Raw genomic sequence first — 18,318 nt, 5'->3', positions numbered from 1 at the left:
TGGTTGTATGCCCGTGAGGTGAGGTGGGCCAGTTCAGGCCGCCTCCAGACAAAACGGGCACAGGCGCAACTGGCCCAGGGCCACTTCAAACCGCCACACCCGGGCCACTTCAAACCGCTACGGACACCTCCGAGCGCGTCAACGAACACTGATACACACGCATTCCCGCAGGCCAGCAGCACCACTTTTGTTACGAGTCCCAAGCAATTCAGCCCAACAGAGCTTCGGAAGATCACAGTGGGTAGCTCGCGGCGGGCAGCCACTACGGGCTGGGAGTGTGCACCAGGGACTCTCTACAACAAACCTGGGGTTGACAGGGAATGCATCGGCTGGTGCGCCGCGACCGGACGACAGCGCAACGCGCACTGCACCCTGGCACGCGGCTGCCGCACCGACCCGCACCTGGACTGCCGCACCACCTGGACCGGGCTGCGCCCCGGCTACGCCGAGTGCCGCGAGCTGGGCTGGTTCGCCGTGCTCGGACCGGACGGCTGGACCCCGACGCCCCCCGGAACGCCAGGTGCGATCGAGGACCTCAACCGGCTGGTCACCGAGGCGGTCTGGGACCTGGCCGCCCGGCGCTACCGCGAACGGGGCGACATCCCGCAGCCGGATCCTCGCCTCCCGCCCGGCGACGACCTCGTCGGAGAAGGTGGCTGACATACCGGTCACCGCCCAACAGCTCGAAGAGATCGCCACCGGGTTCCACGGGCAGGCAGAGAAGCACTTCGCCGCCAACGGTCGGGTGATCCCGGCCCTGTGGTTCATCCCGGACACCGGGCCGGCACGGCTGGTCACGATGCCGAACGGCGTCGTCGACCGCGAGCAGACCGCCCAGATCGCCCGCACAGAACAACCAGCGGCGATCCTGCTCGCTGGCGAGTCCTGGCTGGGATCAGTCACCATCCCCGCCGAGGCCGCCAAGCAGCTCCCGCTCGGCGATATCCCCCGACCCTCCGAGCAGCCGGAGCGGCGCGAGGTCATCAGCACCTTCGGCGTCGGACGCCGACCCGACGGCGGCCTGCTGCACGTGGCGCGCGCCACGTTGGTCTTGCGCACCGTCTTCGGCGCACAGCTGGTGCCCTTCGGCCTCGATCCCGACGCCGAACGCGAAGACGACTACGCCGCCTCCCTGGCTTCCCTTCTCCCCGGAGGCAAGAAGCAGCGGCGGCGCCGCTGACCAGGCAGCCTGTGCTTCGGCCCCGTGGCGGAGCGAACCACAGGCTGCATCCTTCTCAGGCCCGCGACCACGGGTCCAGGGATTCACGGCTCCTACGACTCGGCGCGGTAGTAGGCCAGGAAGATCCCGGCCAGCTCGCCGGCACGGCCTGCCTCAGGCAGCGCCGTCTCCGCGATCTCCTCCAGCATGTACGCCGCGGCCCGGTACTTAAGGCGCATTCATGATTGAGGGGCGCTCACCGAAGATGGCCACATCGACCAGCGTGCTGGACTGGATCTCCGTGCGGCGTGGGATGGCAACGAGGTCGTCTGGAGGATCGCGAGCTTCTGGGCTTGGCTCGTTAGCGCGGGCTTCGGACGCGAAGTCCCCGCCGTAGTGCTGAGAGCTGCGGATGTATCCGGGACGATGTCGGTACTGATGGCAGCCAATCAGAAGGTGGCTACCTGTTCAAGGCCGATGTCATGGTATGCGCCGTCGGGCGAGGCGTGAGCGATTCCAACGTGTCATCAATTGACCTTCTTACACATGCTGGGTATGGAAAATGAGAAGGACTTTTTCTTGCGTGATGGGCCTTCGGGCGTCGTTCTCGTTCCGGTCGACTCCTTATCCTGTGCAGCAGGTCGACCAAGAATTTCCGGGGCAATCGCTTTAACTTGAATGAAGTCAACGATCAGATGGTTGGCATCGCCGGCCTCCTTCCCGGCGAGCAGGGCAAGGATCACCGCCAAGGCTGCCAATGCGGAGAACCAGATAGAGAAACCAATCGCCGCGGCAATTGCCACGGCAAAGAGAGGCGCCGAAATGCCAGCGCGGAACTGCGCTTCGGAATCTATCTGGTCGATCTCCGACAGGACGTCCGGCGTGGTCGTCCCTCTACTCCGGCGGATGACTTCGAACTCTGAGTCGAGTCTATCCATGATCTCGAGACAGACACGGTACCGTGGTAAATGCGAAGCAAGGATCGACCCGAAGGGGCCGTCGAGCGAATCAACAAGAGCCTTCGCCGGGCCGCTGCTCGGATCGGACTCGGAGTCGACGTCTATAGGGTCTCGCAAGCCCTTCAGGTGATCAGAGAAAGTCTTTACAGCTGTAAAACCGTCGATTCGAGATGAAGTAACCAGCAGCTCTAGGTAGTCAGACTCCCTCAGTTGGGTATGCTTCAACGCGATCTTCAGTATCCGCTCACTGGGCAGGAGTCTGCGATACCGCCGAGAGAGCCACCGCGTGAAGATCGTGTAGCGCCCATGGCGTACCACCTCGTTTATTCTCTTGATGATCGAAGGAGGTAGGTTCTCTTCGATGTTATCGACCGTCTCCGACAACGCCATGATCGCACGCCTGGCCTCGACCATCAAGCTTGTGGTAGCGCCAAGCAGAGAGGGTTCGCTGACGCCTTCGTAGTCGCACGGAAAGTCTAGGGAGTCTCCTTCCATGAAATCTGTGAATGCAGTTTCGCTGACGTTCTCCACTTTATCAATGGCGCTGTCGATTAGTGCTGAAATCTGACTTGCGTGCACCTTAAGGAGCTCCGCACTTGATCGCGCCTCCTCCATCTTTTTCTCTCGGTAGAAGATCTCAAATTTCTTGTCGTAGAGCTCATTCATGGGTCGATCGATGGAAAAGTGTCGCGACTTTCGATCTCTTCGTGACAGGAGACCATCCGTAACAGCAATAGAAGCTATCCCAATGATGTAAGCGGTAAATGTGAGAGATCCAATTGTGGCTGTGACTCCTGCGGCCCGACTCGCGGCAAGCAGCGATCTTCCCGCAGTCGAACCTCGTAGATCGAGGTCTGCACCGCCAAGCCCTATCCATGCTGCCGCGAGCCAGAGATAGCCGGCAGCGAGCGGTGCGCGAAGCCGACGCACGCCTGGCAGCAGGTTCAGCAACATCCGTCAAGTAGAGCACACGTGAATGAGAGTTCGAAGGAGAATCCGGACGTCTCTCTCCATCGGGTACTGAAGCAGAATCAAGCATGGCTCAGACTTGGGCTGAACGATCAACACCTGCGTGGTGATCGATCGAGTTTCCCAGGATGCCCTCAAGTAATTGACTTGTCACGCTATCGGAAAGAAGCACCCGTTGTCACGTGCGGTTGACCCTCAATGAGGGCATTACAACGTACCCCGCGTTCTCCACCGCGAAGGCGGCGACGCAGTGCAGCCACGACCCCTGATTCCACCGTGCGGCGTTGGCGTCTATGAACGCCAGCGTGGAGCGCAGCCTGTGCACGTTGACCACCCGGCTCAGCCCTCCCCGACCGGAACAGCCTCGCCGCTGCGCCGGCCGGTTGCTTAGGGCGGCTTGCGTCGGATCTGGATCTGGCCCACATTCCGTAAAGAGGCAGGCGTAGTCGAGCGGCTCCTTCTGCCAAGCGGCACTTTAACCTCGCACCAGGCGACCTTGGCGCCAGTCACTTCACGGAAAGTTGGCCAGAACCGGCACAGGCAGCCCTAATCACCACCGGCGCCTGGGCCACGCAGCTGGCCCGGGAGTTCACCGCAGAACTTGAGAAGGCCGGTGCCGGTTCAAGCACCTCGTCCGAGACCGCGACGCCAAATTCACCGACGCCTTCGACGCCGTTTTCGCCTCCACCGGCATCAATGTCCTGATCACAGCACCGCAATGCCCGCGGATGAACGCCCTCGCGGAGCAGTTCGTGCGCACGACACGCGAGGACTGTACCGACCGCATGCTCATCATCAGTGAGCGCCATCCGCGCGTCGTCCTGCAGCAATATATCGAGCACAACAACGCCGGACGCAGCCACCAAGGCAACGGGATGGGGCTGCGCGCCCCCGATGACGCCTCCAACGTGATCCCGTTCCCGGCCGCGCCACAGCGGATCCGCCGCAAACCGATCCTCGGCGGACTGATCAACGAGTACCAGACCGTGGCATGAAACAGCACGTCACACGCCGTGGCCGAGTTTCAGAAGTACTACAGTCGCGGGATCGCTCGTCGCGCCGGACGACGCCGCGGGGTTCGAGGAGGCGCTGCGGGGAATGCTCGCCTCGCCGGAACGGCTCACGGCCGCGCGGGCCGCCGCCCGGCGGGCCGGGGGCTCGCACGACTGGCCGTCGGTCGGCCACCGGTTCGCCGGGGTCGTCCGGGCCGCCGCGCTCGACCACGAGCTGGGCTGACCTGCCGTGCGCCGCCCCCAGCGGCACGCCCGCGCGCTGTCGAAGGTTGTGGCGGGAGTGCTCCGCTGGCGGTTGTTCGGCTCCCTGACCATAAATCGTGGTCAGGGCTCGGTGTCAGAACCATCGATGGGAGACAACCTCCTGACGACTCGCCGACCCAATCGCCGCCATCGCGTTTGGCGATAGACGATGGCCAGGTTGCGACCGACGTCTCTGGTGAACGGGTGGTCCTCACCCAGAACTCGGATACATTCGGCGAGAGTCTGCTCGAACAGCGAGACCGCCCGCCCCAGATCACCGGCGTTGACGTACGCGGCGGCAAGATCGTTGCGAAAACCGATGGAGTGGGGGTGGTCCTCGCCCAAGGCCCGAACGCATTCGGCGAGGGTCTCCTGGTACATCCGGATCGCTCGAGCCAAGTCACCCGCCGACTCATAGGCGTGGGCGAGGTTGTGCCGGGAGAGCAGAGTGCTCGGGTGATTCTCGCCCAGGACCCGAACGAAGCCGGCGACGGTCTGCTCGAACAGCGTGATCGCTCGCCCCGGGTCCCCGACAGACCGGTAGGCGCTGGCGAGGTTGTTACGGACAGCCAGGGTGTCGGGGTGGTCCGCGCCCAGAACCCGGATACTCTCGGCGAGAGTCCGTTCGAACTGCGGAATCGCTTGCCCCAAGTCCCCTCCTGCTGCGACTGCGGCGGCGAGCCCGGCGCGGGTGCCCAGGGTGTCGGGGTGGTGCGCACCCAGAACCCGGATACGCTCGGCGAGAGTCCGTTCGAACAGCGGAATCGCCCGCCCCAAGTCCCCAGCCCACTGGTAGGCGGTGGCGAGATTATTGCGGGAGCCCAGGGTGTGAGGGTGATTCACGCCCATGGTCCGGACCCGGCCCCTGAGAGTCTGCTCGAACAGCGAGATCGCCCCCCGCAAGTCTCCGGCGTCGAAATAGGCGTGGGCAAGGCTGTTGCGGGCCTCCAGGGTGTCGTAGTCGTCCTCGCCTAGCATCTGGACGTAGTTGGCGACGGTCTGCCGCAACAGCGGGATCGCCCGCCCCAGGTCCCCGACAGACCGGTAGGCGCTGGCGAGGTTGTTGCGGGCGCCCAGGGTGTCAGGGTGGTCCTCCCCCAGAGCCCGGATTCGCTTGGCGAGGGTCCACTCGAACAGCGGAATCGCCGCCGGCAAGTCCCCGGCTGACTCGTAGGCGCCGGCCAGATTGGTGGCGGAAGCCAGCGTGTCGGGGTCGTCCTCACCCAGGACCCGGAGACGGTCGGCGAGGGTCCGCTCGAACAACGGAATCGCCCGCCCCGAGTCCCCGGCCTTCTCGTAGGCACTGGCGAGATTGTTGCGGGAAGCCAGCGTTCCCCGGTGATCTTCACCGTGGAGCTGACCCGACCCGGCCAGGGCGCATGCGGCGATCCGGATGCCCGCAGCCGGGTTTCCCACGATCTGGAGAAACCGGAAAGCACGGTCCATGACCGCGACGGTGTTCGCCGTGACGGGTAGCCCGTGACTGTGGCCGGCGAACGCGTCGATGTGGGGGAAGATCATCCGCCAGTCGGCCACGGCAGTCGCCGGCAGGGCGTCCCGGGCCGGAACCAGCCGATCGATCAGGCTGATCGCGGCGTCCCGCGCGACGGCGACGTCGTCGGGGCGGCGGTGCGGGTCTGCGGCATCGGGTGTGCGAGCCACGGCCTGGACCACGCGGTGCACATTGATCGCCCGACCGCTGGGATCCAAGGTGACCATGCTGTAGGCGTTCAGCCGCAGCAGCGCTCTGTCCAGTTCATCGGGCTCGGCGAGCGGCCTCAGCAACTCGCGGGAGATGGCCTCGGGAGCGAACCAGGCCATGACCCGCAGCAGGTCCCCCGCCAGCGGGATGTCGGCGAGCTTGTCCAACGTGATCTTCCACACCCCGGTCATGTACTGGTCCACCCGACTCCCCGCGGAAGCGCTGGCCAGCGCTTGTGCTTGGGCGGTGCGCCAGAGGGCCAGGTACTCACCGGGGTCGGTGCGGGCTTTGGCGAGATAGGCCCCGACCTGTTCCACGGCCAGCGGAAGGTACCCCAGCTCGGCACACAGGGCCGCGGCGGTGTGCTCATCCAAGGTGGACCCCACTATCCGGGTCAACAGTCGGACCGCGTCCTGCGGGGCGAGTTCCCCAAGGCGCAGGGGCGGCTGAGCGTCGATCAGATGCCAGTCGCCTTCCAAGCGGCTGGTGACCAGGTGGTGGACGTCACCGGACGCCGCGGCCAGCAACGGAGCCACATCCTGAACGTCATCGACGTTGTCCCAGACCAGCAGCAGCCCCGGCGTGGACTGCACCCAGGACAGCCCCCAATCACTCAGCACCCGGCCGTCGTGGTCGGCGGCCTGGCTCGGGATCAGTCGGCGGACCAGATCAGCCAGCCCGGTCTCGACGCTCGCCCGGCTGTCCGCGGTCAGCCACCACACGCCGACATAGCGGTCGGCGTATCGTCGGGCGTACTCGGCGGCCAAGGTGCTCTTGCCCATTCCGCCCAGCCCCGCCACCGCCTGGGTCACCACCCCGGACCCGGAGAACATGGCGTCGGCGAGCCGTTCCATCTCCCGATCCCGCCCGATGAACATCCCCCGCCGCGGGACGTTCGACAGCCCCGCCGGCACCGGAACCCGCCCCACCGGCGGCAACGACGTCGGCGGAGGCGCGTGGTAGATGTTCACGGCGTCGGGGCCGACAGAGACGATCCCGACGCGGCCACCGGACACGGAGGCGCCCGGCCGGCCGGATGCCGACGGTCCATAACCGGCCCCGGCCCTCTCGCCGAACGAACCGGCCTCGGCAGGGTTCACCGCAGAGTGACGTTCACAGCGTTGTCTCCGGTGGAGGCGATCGCGACGCTTCCCCCGGAGACCGCGATCCCCCGACCATCAGGTGCCGACGCCGCAGGCGGGGTTGGCAGCAACGTAGTCAGCTCCGCCAGCAGTTCCGAGTCGCGCCTCAACAGATTCCTTACCTGCGAACGCAGCGCGGCGAGCGCGTCGGGGTCGTCCATGGCGTCAGCCAGCACGCCGACCGCGGCTTCGACCGGAGAGCGATCCGGGACCCTGCGCAGAATCCGGCCCAACACACGCTGCCCCAGACGCACCGTCGCCTCGGCGGCATCGTCCTCAGCGCGAGTCAACACCCCTACGCCATACGCGCCGATCGCTGCGCTGATGGCAGGCACGGCCTGCCCGACCACAGCCTCGATCTCAACCATCCCCCACCCCTGCTTTTCAGTACCGTGACACGTCTTCGCAGCGCGGTGACGCCGCATACCCATCGTGCCCGTGTTGAAGAACATGATGAAGCCCTTGGGACTCACGACCTATGGCGAAACTGGCGAACGATCACCGGCAAGCCGTATGGATCTCCGGCGTCAGCCACCTTCAACCTGCCGAGCGTTCTCCGGTCGGCGTCCTACAGGCGACTCACCGGGAGCCACTGTCGCCACCTGTCCAGGTCGAAAACTCGGTTCTGGCAAGATTTTCGTGAAGGCGTGAGAGTGCGCTGCCGTGGTGCCATCGTTCCCATTGTGTGATGGACTGCTCGGGGTGCTCCTGCCGCCTCTGGACGCGGTAGTGGTGGAGCACGTCGAGGTGGTGAACGGATCGATTCGTGTCAGCGCCCGTACTCGTGACGGGGTCAAGCTGCCGTGTCCGGGCTGCGGCGTCCCGTGCGGGCGGGTCCGCAGCCGGTATCTGCGGCGTATCGCCGATGCTGCGGTCGGTGGTTGTCCAGTCGTCATCGACTTGTCGGTGCGGCGGCTGTTCTGTGATGCTGCCGCGTGTTCGCGTCGGACGTTCGTGGGGCAGGTCGCCGGTGTGAGCATCCGATATGGCCGCTACACCCGGCTGTTGCTAAAGATGCTGCAGGCCGTGGGCGTGGCTCTGGCCGGGCGGGCTGGGGCGCGGCTGTTGATGGTGCTGCATGTGGTGGTCAGCAGGGTGACGTTGTTGTCGTTAGTTATGAAGCTTCCCGATCCGGCGCCTGTGGCTTCGCGGGTGCTCGGCGTCGATGACTTCACATTGCGGCGTGGCCACGTCTACGGCACTGTTCTGGTCGACGGCGAAACCCATCGCGTGTTGGACCTGCTGCCCGGACGTGATGGCGACCCCTTGGCCTCGTGGCTGTCCACGCATCCGGGAGTGAAGGTGATCTGCCGGGACCGGGCCGGCGCCTATGACGAAGGCGGTCACCGTGGTGCACCGAAGGCGCAGCACGTGGCCGATCGTTGGCATCTGTGGCACAACCTGGGCCGGCACGTCGAGAAGGACGCTGCCGCCCATCGCGGATGCCTGCGCATGGGGGCCGGCGGCCCCGGTCGATCCCGCGGCCATCGAGTCGTCGCCGCCGCAGGCGCTATCTGCGCAAGGCGTGCTGGAGGCCCGGACCCGACGTCGCTGGCGAGAGATCCACGAGTTGACCGATCGCGGCTGGGCGGTCAGCGAGATCGCTCGTGGGCTGCACCTGCAACGCAATACGGTCAGGAGGTTCGTGCAGGCCAGGCAAGTGGACGATCTACTCGCCCACGTTGCCGGACAACGCCCCAGCGTCCTTGATCCCTGGCGGGAGTATCTGCACCAGCGGTGGAACGAGGGCTGCCAATCGGCTACTGTGCTGCGCCGTGAACTGGCTGAACGCGGCCTGGACTGCAGCATCCGACTGCTGTCCAGGTATCTGCGGACGATGCAGGCCACCGGCGCGATCCCGACAGCGGGACCCCAACCGCCGACAACCAGGACCCTGGTCAGGTGACTGATGAGCCCGCCCGACAGACTTGATGAGGACCAGCAGTGCCAGCTCAAGGACGTCCGGCAAACATGCCCGCACCTGGGGGCGCTCTGCGGCCACATCCGGGCCTTCGCCCCGATCCTCACCAACCGGCAAGGCACTGCCAAGCTCCGCTACTGGGCGTTCGCCGTGAAAGCCGACGACTTGCCCGCCTTGAAGACCTTCGCCACCGGCCTGGACAAGGACTCGTCCGCCATCGTCGCTGGCGTCACGCTTCCCTGGTCGTCCGGGGTGGTCGAAGGCTCCGTCAACAAGATCAAGATGGTCAAGCGGCAGATGTATGGACGGGCAGGCCTGCCGCTACTTCGCAAACGCGTGCTACTGCTGTGATCAGTCCCCGCCCCGCTACGGTTCACGAAAATCTTGCCAGAACCGAATATCCGACTAGAACAGGGCAAGGTACCCCTGGGTTTCAACGTCGCCGACACAACTGACCAGCCTCCTAGTGGAGGCGGCGCGTTGTGATACTTAAAGCAAAGTGTGACATTCTCGTCTATGACGAGTCACACTATACGCGAGTACCCAACGCGGCCTGGCTGGAACCGTAGTCTGCGCCTTGGGACGCCACGTCTCCGAGCCCAAAGCCCCTAACCAACGACTGGGTCCTGGCAGCTGCCCCGGATGCAAGCTGCTCATCAGAATCAGCGCTCCTGTGGACGTTCAGGGAGCCAGTCCAGTACAGCTTGTACGACCGAAGCGACTGTCAGGTATACGAATGCTGATACCGTAAGTTCCTCATCACGTGGCGTGACACTGACTCGGGGGCGGGCATGGGGAGCCGGAAGACCGAAGACGACCGGCGCGCACGCATCCTGGAGTACTGGCGTGCGATCGAGTACTTCAGCCCGCAGAAGATCAGCAAGGTCGATCCCGAGCGCAATGTGTTCAGCGTGCACGCGCAGCGTCCGCTGCCCTGGGAGGCCGGGTCCGAGCTGAGCAGGCGGCCGCGCAGCACGTTAAGGCGGGAACGGGAGACGGTCTGGCAGCATACGGTCTACGCGGGTGTCTTCGAGCTCGCGAAGATGCGCGCCGTTCTAGAGGAGGCCTTCCGGTCACCGGAGTCGGAACACGACTTCGACGGCCGGATCACTGGCCACACGGCGCTACTGTCGTTCGTTGTCACTGAAGAAGGCCGGCTGATCCGTACTAGCGCCACGCTCTCGGCCTGTGCCTGGGCGGTGAGCCGGACGCTGTCCCCGGGGCCGCAGGCCACCGACTGGCTCGAAGGTTGGGACGAGGACTCCGAGGAACTGCTTGCCGTCTTGCTCGACGTCGGCGACGGGGACGCGGGGATCGAGTTCGGTCCTGGCGGGTCCGGGTCCGGACCGGGCAGCGGCGGTCCGCGGCTCGGGCCGATCGCCGGGTCGACGGCGCGCATCGCGCTGGACGCGGCCGCGAGCGGCGTCGACGCGGCGGCCAAGGCGGCCGGGACGGCGGCGGGCGCGGCGGTTGGCGGGTTCGCCGCGCCGATCGTCGGGGCCGTGGTCTCCAAGGCGGTGAGCGGGGCCGGGGACGCACTGCTGGATGCGGCGCGGTCGCGGATCGGGGCGGGCAAGAAGGATGACGGGGCGGGTGGAGGTGGCGGCTCGGCCGACGGGGACACCGGTGGCGGAGCCGATTCCGGCGATGACGAACCGCCGAAAGTAGGCACCAAGGTCCTGACCGTCGACGACTTGAGCGCGATCACGCGCTGGGTCGCTGAGCGGCTGGGTGTCGGGGAGGAACTGGAGCCTACTGCGATCAGGGTGCACAGCTACCGGGTCTCGGTGAAGAACGCCGAAGAGTCGGCCGGCGAGGGACTTATGAACAGTTTCTACGCCGACGACCTCGATCGGGCCGCCAAGTCCGTCGCCTCGGGAGCCGCCGGGCCGCTGCTGACCGGGTACTTGTGCGCCGAGGAGTCCGTCGACAGCCGTCGGCGGGTCGACCTACGGCGCTCCCCGCAGACGCAACTGAAGCAGGTTCAGCCGTCGGCGATGCCGCTGGGGCGCTGGCCGTCGCCGGTCGGCGAGCCGCTCGCGCTCAGCCAGCAGTTTGCGGTGAACCGGCTGATGGCGCAGCTCGGCGCGCCGGACGCGCGCGGCAGCTACGCGGTCAACGGCCCGCCGGGGACCGGGAAGACGACGATGCTGCGGGATGTGATCGCGGCGGTAGTGGTGCAGCGTGCCGAGCGGTTGGCGGACCTCAAGCGGCCGGAGGACGCGTTCGGGAAGACCGCTCTGTACTGGCAGACCGCTGATGCCGCCGGCAAGAACCACCGCATGAATGTGCGGCCGCTCATCGCTGAGCTCACCGGTTTCGAGATGGTTGTGGCGTCCGCGAACAACGGGGCGGTGGCCAACGTGACCATGGAGATCCCGGCACTGAAGGCGGTCGAGTCGTGGGAGACGGAGGCGTCCTATCTGGCAGGGCCGGCCGGGAACCTGTGCGAGGAGCCGGTATGGGGCGCGGTCGCGGCGCGGCTCGGGCGGAGGTCATATCGGCAGGAGTTCGTGGAGGACTTCTTCTGGGCTCGGGACCGCAGCCGGCAGGTGACGTCGCCAGGGCTGCACGATCTGCTGCGGCAGCAGGAGGAAGCGCGTAGCGCGCCGAGCGCCGGTGCCGCCGAGCCGCCGCTCGGGACGCAGACGTGGGACGAGGCCAAGGAGCGGTTCGAAACGGCCCGCAAGCAGGTTGCGGAGCTGGCCGCCGCGCGCCAGCGTATCGCCGACGTGATGGCGAACCTGGCCGGGCCGGATTCGATCTTGTTGCGCCTGGCAGCGTCGGCCGGCGACGCGCGATCCGTGCTGGCCGCGCAACAGGCCAGTCTCGCCACTGCGCGCGCGGCCTATGAGGTTGGTGAGGCGCGGCGCCGGGCTGCCGACGATGTGCTCGCGGAGGCCGCTCGGTCGTACTCGGCGGCAGAGGACGAGGTATGGACGGCTCAGACCGGGGTCGAGGCGGCTGAGGCGGCACTGTTCGCTCAGGATCGGCGGTTCCGGCGGCCCGGGGCGCTGCGCCGGTTCGTGTCTCGGGGCGCTGCCGATCAGCGGTGGCAGGAGCAGCGTGCGCACTTGGTCGAAGCCTGTGATGCGGCCGACGCCGTGTTCGCGCAGCGGCAGGGTTTTTCGTCACAGGCGCAGGCTGCGGTACGCATGGCTCAAAGCGACGTGAGCGCCGCGTCAGCGTCCGTCAGAGACCGGGCCCGACGCGTCATCGCGCTCGCGAAGACAGTCCAGCGACTCGCGGCCGACGTAGACACCGCGGACGATCAGTATGCGCGTCGCGTCAAGCAGCTGAAGGCATATCAGCTGGCCGTGGAACGTGCCCGCAAGCGCTGGGGGTCGAGCGTGCCCGGGGACGAGTGGCAGGCCCCGACTGGTGACGATTCGAACGGCGATGGGGCGGCGCTGCGGTACGAGTCATCTCCGCCGTGGAGTACCCCGTCCCCTGCTGGTTCGGACGCCGAGGACGCGACCAGTCGCCGTGAGCTCTCCGCGCCCTGGATGGACGAGGAGTTCGCCGCAGCGCGCACCCGTCTGTTCCTGGCAGCGCTCGACCTGCACCGCGCACTGTTCGCGAACGCCCCGGGCCTGGTCCGAAAGAACCTGATCTCAGCGATGGCAGTCGTCAAGGGAACCGCGCCACCCGACCTTCCCGAGGCGACCGTGCTCGCGGCGTGGCAGATGCTGTTCCTGGTGGTCCCGGTCGTCTCCACGACGTTCGCCTCGCTGGGCCGCATGTTCTCCGGCCTCGGCTCCGAGGCGCTGGGCTGGCTGTTCGTCGACGAGGCCGGGCAGGCTCCGCCGCAGCAGGCGGTCGGCGCGCTGTGGCGGTTCCAGCGCGCGGTCGTCGTCGGCGATCCGCTTCAGCTCGAGCCGGTCGTCACCCTGCCCTGGACGGCACAGACCCGCCTGGCACGCCGCTTCGGCGTCGGCGAGGAGTGGGCGCCGAGCCGAGCGTCCGTCCAGACACTCGCCGACCGCCTCGCCGACTGCGGGGCCTGGCTGGATGACGCCGGCGGCGACAAGACCTGGGTGGCGTCGCCGCTGCGCGTCCATCGACGCTGCGACCAGCTGATGTTTGAGGTGAGCAACGCGATCGCCTACGACGGGATGATGGTCAACGGCGTCAACGGACGCCCCGAGTACCCCTTCTTGACCCGCTCCGGCTGGGCGCACATTCCGGCGCGGCCGAGCGGTGGTAAGTGGAACCCGGCCGAGGGCGCGTACGTCCTTCGAATCATGGAACGCCTCGCCGTCGAGCTCTCCCAGTCGCTCCTAAAGGCCGACCTGTCTTCCGACGACCCGCCACGGTGGTCCGACCCCGCGATCCGCCGCGCGGAGGTGTTGCACCGCATGGCCGAAAGCGTGTTCGTAGTCAGCCCCTTCGCCGACGTCGCCTCCCGGCTCCGGGAGCTGCTGGACGACTGGCTGCCCACTGACAGAGACCGCGGCCGCGTCGGCACGGTGCACGTAACACAGGGCAAGGAAGCGGACATCGTCATCCTCGTCCTGGGCAGCGCTGCCGACCAGCCCAGGTCGCGCGCCTGGGCGGCACAGCGCCCGAACCTGCTGAACGTCGCGATCACCCGCGCGAAGCGACGCCTCATCGTCGTCGGTGACCACGACTGCTGGACTGTGCTGCCCTACTTCTCGGAGCTGGCTGCGAACCCGTTGCTGGGCGAGGTGCGGCGGCCGGGTCAAGACGGAGACTGAGTCAGGAGCAGGCTCTGCTGGATCTCAGTCGGCTTGCGCGGCTCGGCCACGATCTCGCGGCGCGCCGCGACATAGCGGTTGCTGCGTGGCCTGCGCTACCTTCTCCGCCAGCGGCTGAACCGTACCAGGACTGCGCTACGGTCCCTGGTCGACTGCAGGTCAGGGCAGCGACTCTGACCTGCAGCCAAACGGAGGAGTATGGCAGGATCCCGGTGCGGTTCACTTCGAGTCTCGGTGGTACGTCGGTGATCGAGTGATCGTCCACTGCCTTGAGAACTGGTTGCTGATAGTCCGGGCCAAGACGCCCGAGGTGTTGGAGTCGGTCCGTGAAGCCGTTCACGGTGACTGGGTCAACTGGTGGGCGATCATGTATGTGGCCGATGTCGACACGATGTTCTACTCGGCCCGTTCGTGCCCAGCGGTCATATGCAGAGCCCTACCATTAGTCGGATGAAGTCCCCGCGCTCTGCATACCGTCTAGCGGCCCACGTATGTGAACCCCTGGCTGACGCTTGTTCGCAGGCGATTGCAGGAGGCTCCCGTGTATCTGGCGCGGCTTGAGGCCAGCGGCTTCCGTTCGCTGCGGGAGACCAGGATCGACCTCCGACCGGAGGTGACGATCCTGGTCGGCGAGAACAACGGGGGTAAGACGAACGTCATCGATGCGGTGCAGTTGCTGGTCGATCCGTTGGAGGAGGGACGAGCCCGCCGGTGGTGGACACGCGATGACGTCGCAGACGGCTGTTCCGGGCCCGTGACCCTGACCGGGGTCTACCGTGAGCTGTCGCCAGCCGAATCCGGCACACACCTGCACGCACTGGCTCCCGACCCTGACTGGGGCGTCAAGCGGTGCGCGGTGTACGGCGTGAGCTACACGCCGCCGCCGTCCAACCGGCGCTCGGGGGATCGTGGGCGGTCGGCAGGCGGCAGGGAAGGTGATCCGGAGCCGGCGGCTCGCCGGATGATCCGACAGGTGTACCTGCCGCCGCTGCGCGACGCGCAGCAGGAATTGTCATCGGGGGCGGGGCAGAGCCTGAAGCTGATCCTGAGCTCGGTTCTCGGCGACGAGAAGAAGATCGAGGAGTTCGAGGAGAGCTATGCCAAGGCGATCCAGGCCTTCGAGCAGGAGCCTCCGGTCACTGTCGCAGTCGACCGAATAAACGCGCCGCTAGGCAGCCTGACGGAGGGGGCCCGCGCACAGGCAATGAGCCTGCGGTTTGCCGAGCCGAAGATCGAGGCAATCGCCCGCGCTCTGCGGGCTCGGTTGAACGATGAGGGCATCGAGGCTCAGGACATCACCCGCTCCGGTTTGGGCTATGCGAACCTGCTGTACATCGCGACCGTCCTGACCGAGCTCGAGGCCGCTCAGGAAGCCGACTTGACGGTGCTGTTGGTTGAGGAGCCCGAGGCACACCTGCACCCGCAGCTGCAGTCGCTGCTGTTGAAACTTCTCTACGACCGGGCCGCCAAGCAACCTTCCGGACCCGGTGCCGATCCCGGACGGCCCAGCGGCAGGATCCAAGTCCTCATCACCACTCACTCGCCGGTGCTGGCCGCCGCGGCACCGGTGGCGGACCTTGTTGTCCTCCACGCCCGTGATGAACCGTCTCCAGCGCAGCAAGTCGACGACGGCGTTCAGCGGAGCGAAGACGATGACCAGGATGTGCCGGTGCAGGCGGCTCCTCGCGCCTACCGCACGACCGCCGTGATCCCGGTCGCCGCGCTGAACCTCAGCGCGCAAGAGAAAGCGAAGCTGAGCCGCTACCTGGATGTCACCAAGAGCGCCATGCTGTTCGGCCCGCGCGTCATCCTCGTGGAGGGCACGGCGGAAACCCTGTTGCTGCCGCCGTTCGCCGAGATCGCCGTCCGCGAGTGGCGGCCCGCCGGCGACAAGCGCCATGTCGCTCGCTTGCGCGGGGCGGCGCGGTCCACGTTCCGCGGCACTCCGATCGTCAGCGTCGACGGAGTCGATTTCAAACCGTTCTTGAAGATCCTGCTGTCCGGCCACGGCGGGGAGCGGATCGCCGAAAAGGTCCTCGTGATCACGGACAGGGACCCCAAGCGACGCGACGGCGACGGGACCGCAACCAGGGGCGGGTACAACCGGAAGGACAGTCTGACGGCGTATCTCCGCGATGACGTGGAGGCGCCAGACGGCTCTTATCTCATCGTCGAGGGCGACCCGACGCTCGAGCCTCAGCTGGTCCACTCGGAGAACCTAGCCCTTCTGGAGAAGGTCTTCGCCGAGTTGAGACCCGGATCGGCCCACCGATGGGAGAAGGTCGCCCAAGCCGACGCAGACCTGCAGCCACTGGTGTTCGGCGAGTTGTTCGGCCCATACGCGGAAGGCAGCAACGGTGTCGATCTGCCCAAGGGCGAGTACGCCTACCGCCTCAGCGCCCTGCTCGCCGATCCGGCCCAGAACTTCGTCGTCCCCCCGTACCTGGCCGAAGGTCTCCGCTGGATCATGGCGATTGGAGGCAGCCATGGCGTATGACGGCCACGAAGCCGACGGGATGGGGATGCAGCCCACCGGCGAGCAACAGACGGCGATCGCCGCACCAAGCCCGCTGTACCTGGAGGCGTGTCCAGGGGCCGGCAAGACGTTCATCCTCGTCGAACGGCACCTCGCGACGCCCATCGGCAAACAGCGGCAGGGCCGGGCACTGATCTCGTTCACCAACCGCGCCGCCGACGAGATCCGCCACCGCTGCCACCGCCCTGAACTCCTGGAGTTCCCGCACTTCACCGGAACGCTGGACACGTTCCTGTGGCACTTCCTGGTCCGACCGTTCCTGCCGGATACCGCCCCGCCGTGGCAGCGCATCATGTCCTGGGCGGACATCGGGTCGAGCGACGCGTACAAGGTCTTCGGCCGGCTGCCGCTGGCTTCCTTCGGCTTCGGCTACGACCTGCGACGCGGCGAGGTCGTGGTCACGCTGCCGGACGCAACGGCGAAGCTGACCAACGCAACTCGCACCGAGGCGGAATTCTTGAGCGGCGCGAAGGCGTTGCGAAACTCTTTGTGGCAGCAACATCACTACTTCACGAGCCTCGAACTGCGGGTGATGGCCCTGGAGAACGCTACCGACCCGCACGTCCGGACAATCCTTCGCTCCCGGTTCAGCGAGATCGTCGTCGACGAGGCGCAGGACTGCACCGAGTTGGACATCGCCATCCTCGGCAAGCTGCACGAAGGCGGCGTTCCGCTGGTCGTTGTCGCCGACCCCAACCAGGCGATCTACGAGTATCAGGGCGCGACTCCGGCGGTCATGGGGACGCTCACCTCCAAGATCGGACAGCATCGCCGCTTGACCGGTAACCACCGGTGCAGCCAGCGGATCTGTGATTTGGCCGCGACGATGCGCTCCACGAAGTCGGCGATCGCCGACCGTGCGACGGGCCAATGGAGCACAGACCAGTCACCCGTCCTGCTCGTGCCGTTCGACACCAATGACACCAACTCCCGGAAGACCCGCATTCGCTCCAAGGACGAAGCAGCAGGGGCGTTCGCCCGCCGCGCAGCGTCGATGGAGCCGGCCTGCGCAGACGTGCTGTGCCTGGCATGGGCCCACGCAGCCGTTCCGCACCTCGATCAGACCAGACGTTCAAAAGCGCCTGCAGACGGAACAGCATGGATGCTGGCCTGGGCGAGCGCGGTCCATCGCAACCCCGGCGCCGACCACCAAGACCTGGTGGACGGCGTGAGAATCGCCCAGACGATCCTCGTCCGGTTCTGGTACCCCAACGACCAAGGTCACCCGGAACGGATTCTCACCGCCCACGGCGTCGACGCGATCACCGCGCGACGGTATGCGTTCTCGCTGCTCGCGTCCCTCCCCGATGTCGACGCCCGCCCGGCCGGAGACTGGATCAGGGACGCCCGCAAACGCATCATCGATCACCCCGCGCCGTCCGACGCGGCGCCTGCGCCCGCCAGGAACTTCCGCCTGGGAACCGGCAGCCGGGACTTCGACCGAGGCGAAACAATAGCGGTAGCCGCAGGACTTGGTGCGGGGCAACAGCAGCCGTGCGGCGAATTCGAAGATATCTCCGTCACATCCACGACGATCCACAAGGCGAAAGGCGGCGAAGCCGATGCGGTACTGATCGCATTCGCCACTCCGAAAGCGCTCAGGCAGTTCCTCGCGGCGTGGCGCGACGACAGCACTACCGAGACATCCGAGACGCTGCGCGTCTACTACGTCGCTGTGACGCGCGGCCGGAGGCTGATCGGCTTCACCTATCCCTACTCGTGTCACGGCGAGATGGTCAAGCACCTGGAGAGCCTGAACGTCGAGTTCACAGTGGCGCCCGAGTGCGAGCCGGTCGAACAGGGACGACGGCAGCGAGCGCGCCGCGAACCAGCCGGGATGGAGGCAATACCAGGTCTCGGATGAGACTAGTGAATTCGGCCGAGCGCCGCCGGTAGAAACGCACCGAATTTTGTCAGAAACGGTTGCGAGTCGATACCGGCGGCGCTACGCTCATA

The 18,318-nt window shown here is 66.5% G+C and carries 13 protein-coding genes; 9 read left to right on the top strand and 4 right to left on the bottom strand.

Annotation, left to right across the window (positions count from 1 at the left end):
* The first annotated feature begins 237 nt into the window (after positions 1–237).
* Positions 238–660 carry a hypothetical protein gene (locus ABD481_RS43975; protein WP_344671882.1) on the top strand — a complete coding sequence of 141 codons (423 nt, stop codon included), beginning with the start codon at positions 238–240 and terminating at the stop codon, positions 658–660.
* Complete coding sequence (locus ABD481_RS43970) at positions 653–1,180, top strand: hypothetical protein (protein ID WP_344671881.1); 528 nt, start codon at positions 653–655, stop codon at positions 1,178–1,180. Before ABD481_RS43975 ends, ABD481_RS43970 begins: the two co-directional genes overlap by 8 nt.
* Before the next feature lie 92 nt (positions 1,181–1,272).
* On the opposite strand, the gene ABD481_RS43965 is transcribed toward ABD481_RS43970, so the two are convergent.
* Together ABD481_RS43965 and ABD481_RS43960 are read right to left on the bottom strand one after the other, a co-directional pair.
* On the bottom strand, positions 1,273–1,398 hold the full coding sequence (locus ABD481_RS43965; protein ID WP_344671880.1) for a hypothetical protein: 126 nt from the start codon (positions 1,396–1,398) through the stop codon (positions 1,273–1,275).
* Positions 1,399–1,686: 288 nt separating this feature from the next.
* Positions 1,687–2,784 carry a hypothetical protein gene (locus tag ABD481_RS43960; protein ID WP_344671879.1) on the bottom strand — a complete coding sequence of 366 codons (1,098 nt, stop codon included), beginning with the start codon at positions 2,782–2,784 and terminating at the stop codon, positions 1,687–1,689.
* A 1,031-nt stretch (positions 2,785–3,815) separates the two neighbouring features.
* Between ABD481_RS43960 and ABD481_RS43955 the strand changes: the two genes are divergently transcribed.
* Both ABD481_RS43955 and ABD481_RS43950 read left to right on the top strand, forming a co-directional pair.
* A complete protein-coding gene (locus tag ABD481_RS43955) occupies positions 3,816–4,082 on the top strand; it encodes a hypothetical protein (protein ID WP_344671878.1) in 267 nt (88 codons plus the stop codon).
* 103 nt (positions 4,083–4,185) lie between these two features.
* Positions 4,186–4,323: a hypothetical protein gene (locus tag ABD481_RS43950; protein WP_344671877.1), complete on the top strand. Its 138-nt coding sequence runs from the start codon at positions 4,186–4,188 to the stop codon at positions 4,321–4,323.
* Between the two features lie 101 nt (positions 4,324–4,424).
* Here ABD481_RS43950 and ABD481_RS43945 read toward each other — a convergent pair whose 3' ends face one another.
* Complete coding sequence (locus ABD481_RS43945) at positions 4,425–7,061, bottom strand: tetratricopeptide repeat protein (RefSeq protein WP_344671876.1); 2,637 nt, start codon at positions 7,059–7,061, stop codon at positions 4,425–4,427.
* 80 nt (positions 7,062–7,141) lie between these two features.
* Positions 7,142–7,639, bottom strand: a complete 498-nt coding sequence (locus tag ABD481_RS43940; protein ID WP_344671875.1) for a hypothetical protein — start codon at positions 7,637–7,639, stop codon at positions 7,142–7,144.
* 277 nt (positions 7,640–7,916) lie between these two features.
* Here ABD481_RS43940 and ABD481_RS43935 point away from each other — a divergent pair, with 277 nt between their 5' ends.
* The 5 genes from ABD481_RS43935 to ABD481_RS43915 all read left to right on the top strand — a co-directional run bounded on the left by ABD481_RS43935 (position 7,917) and on the right by ABD481_RS43915 (position 18,226).
* Positions 7,917–8,897, top strand: a complete 981-nt coding sequence (locus ABD481_RS43935; RefSeq protein WP_344671874.1) for an ISL3 family transposase — start codon at positions 7,917–7,919, stop codon at positions 8,895–8,897.
* A 199-nt stretch (positions 8,898–9,096) separates the two neighbouring features.
* Complete coding sequence (locus tag ABD481_RS43930; protein WP_344671873.1) at positions 9,097–9,459, top strand: transposase; 363 nt, start codon at positions 9,097–9,099, stop codon at positions 9,457–9,459.
* 440 nt (positions 9,460–9,899) lie between these two features.
* Entirely contained in the window at positions 9,900–13,826 is a 3,927-nt protein-coding gene (locus tag ABD481_RS43925; RefSeq protein WP_344671872.1) for a DEAD/DEAH box helicase, read from the top strand.
* Between the two features lie 541 nt (positions 13,827–14,367).
* Complete coding sequence (locus ABD481_RS43920) at positions 14,368–16,323, top strand: ATP-dependent nuclease (RefSeq protein WP_344671871.1); 1,956 nt, start codon at positions 14,368–14,370, stop codon at positions 16,321–16,323.
* On the top strand, positions 16,313–18,226 hold the full coding sequence (locus ABD481_RS43915) for a UvrD-helicase domain-containing protein (protein WP_344671870.1): 1,914 nt from the start codon (positions 16,313–16,315) through the stop codon (positions 18,224–18,226). Before ABD481_RS43920 ends, ABD481_RS43915 begins: the two co-directional genes overlap by 11 nt.
* Positions 18,227–18,318 lie beyond the last annotated feature (92 nt).

Origin of the sequence: Catenulispora yoronensis, assembly GCF_039531695.1 — a bacterium.
Classification (GTDB): Bacteria; Actinomycetota; Actinomycetes; order Streptomycetales; family Catenulisporaceae; genus Catenulispora; species Catenulispora yoronensis.
The sequence above is the reverse complement of the archived record's forward strand: the minus strand, read 5'-3'. Positions and strand labels throughout refer to the sequence as shown.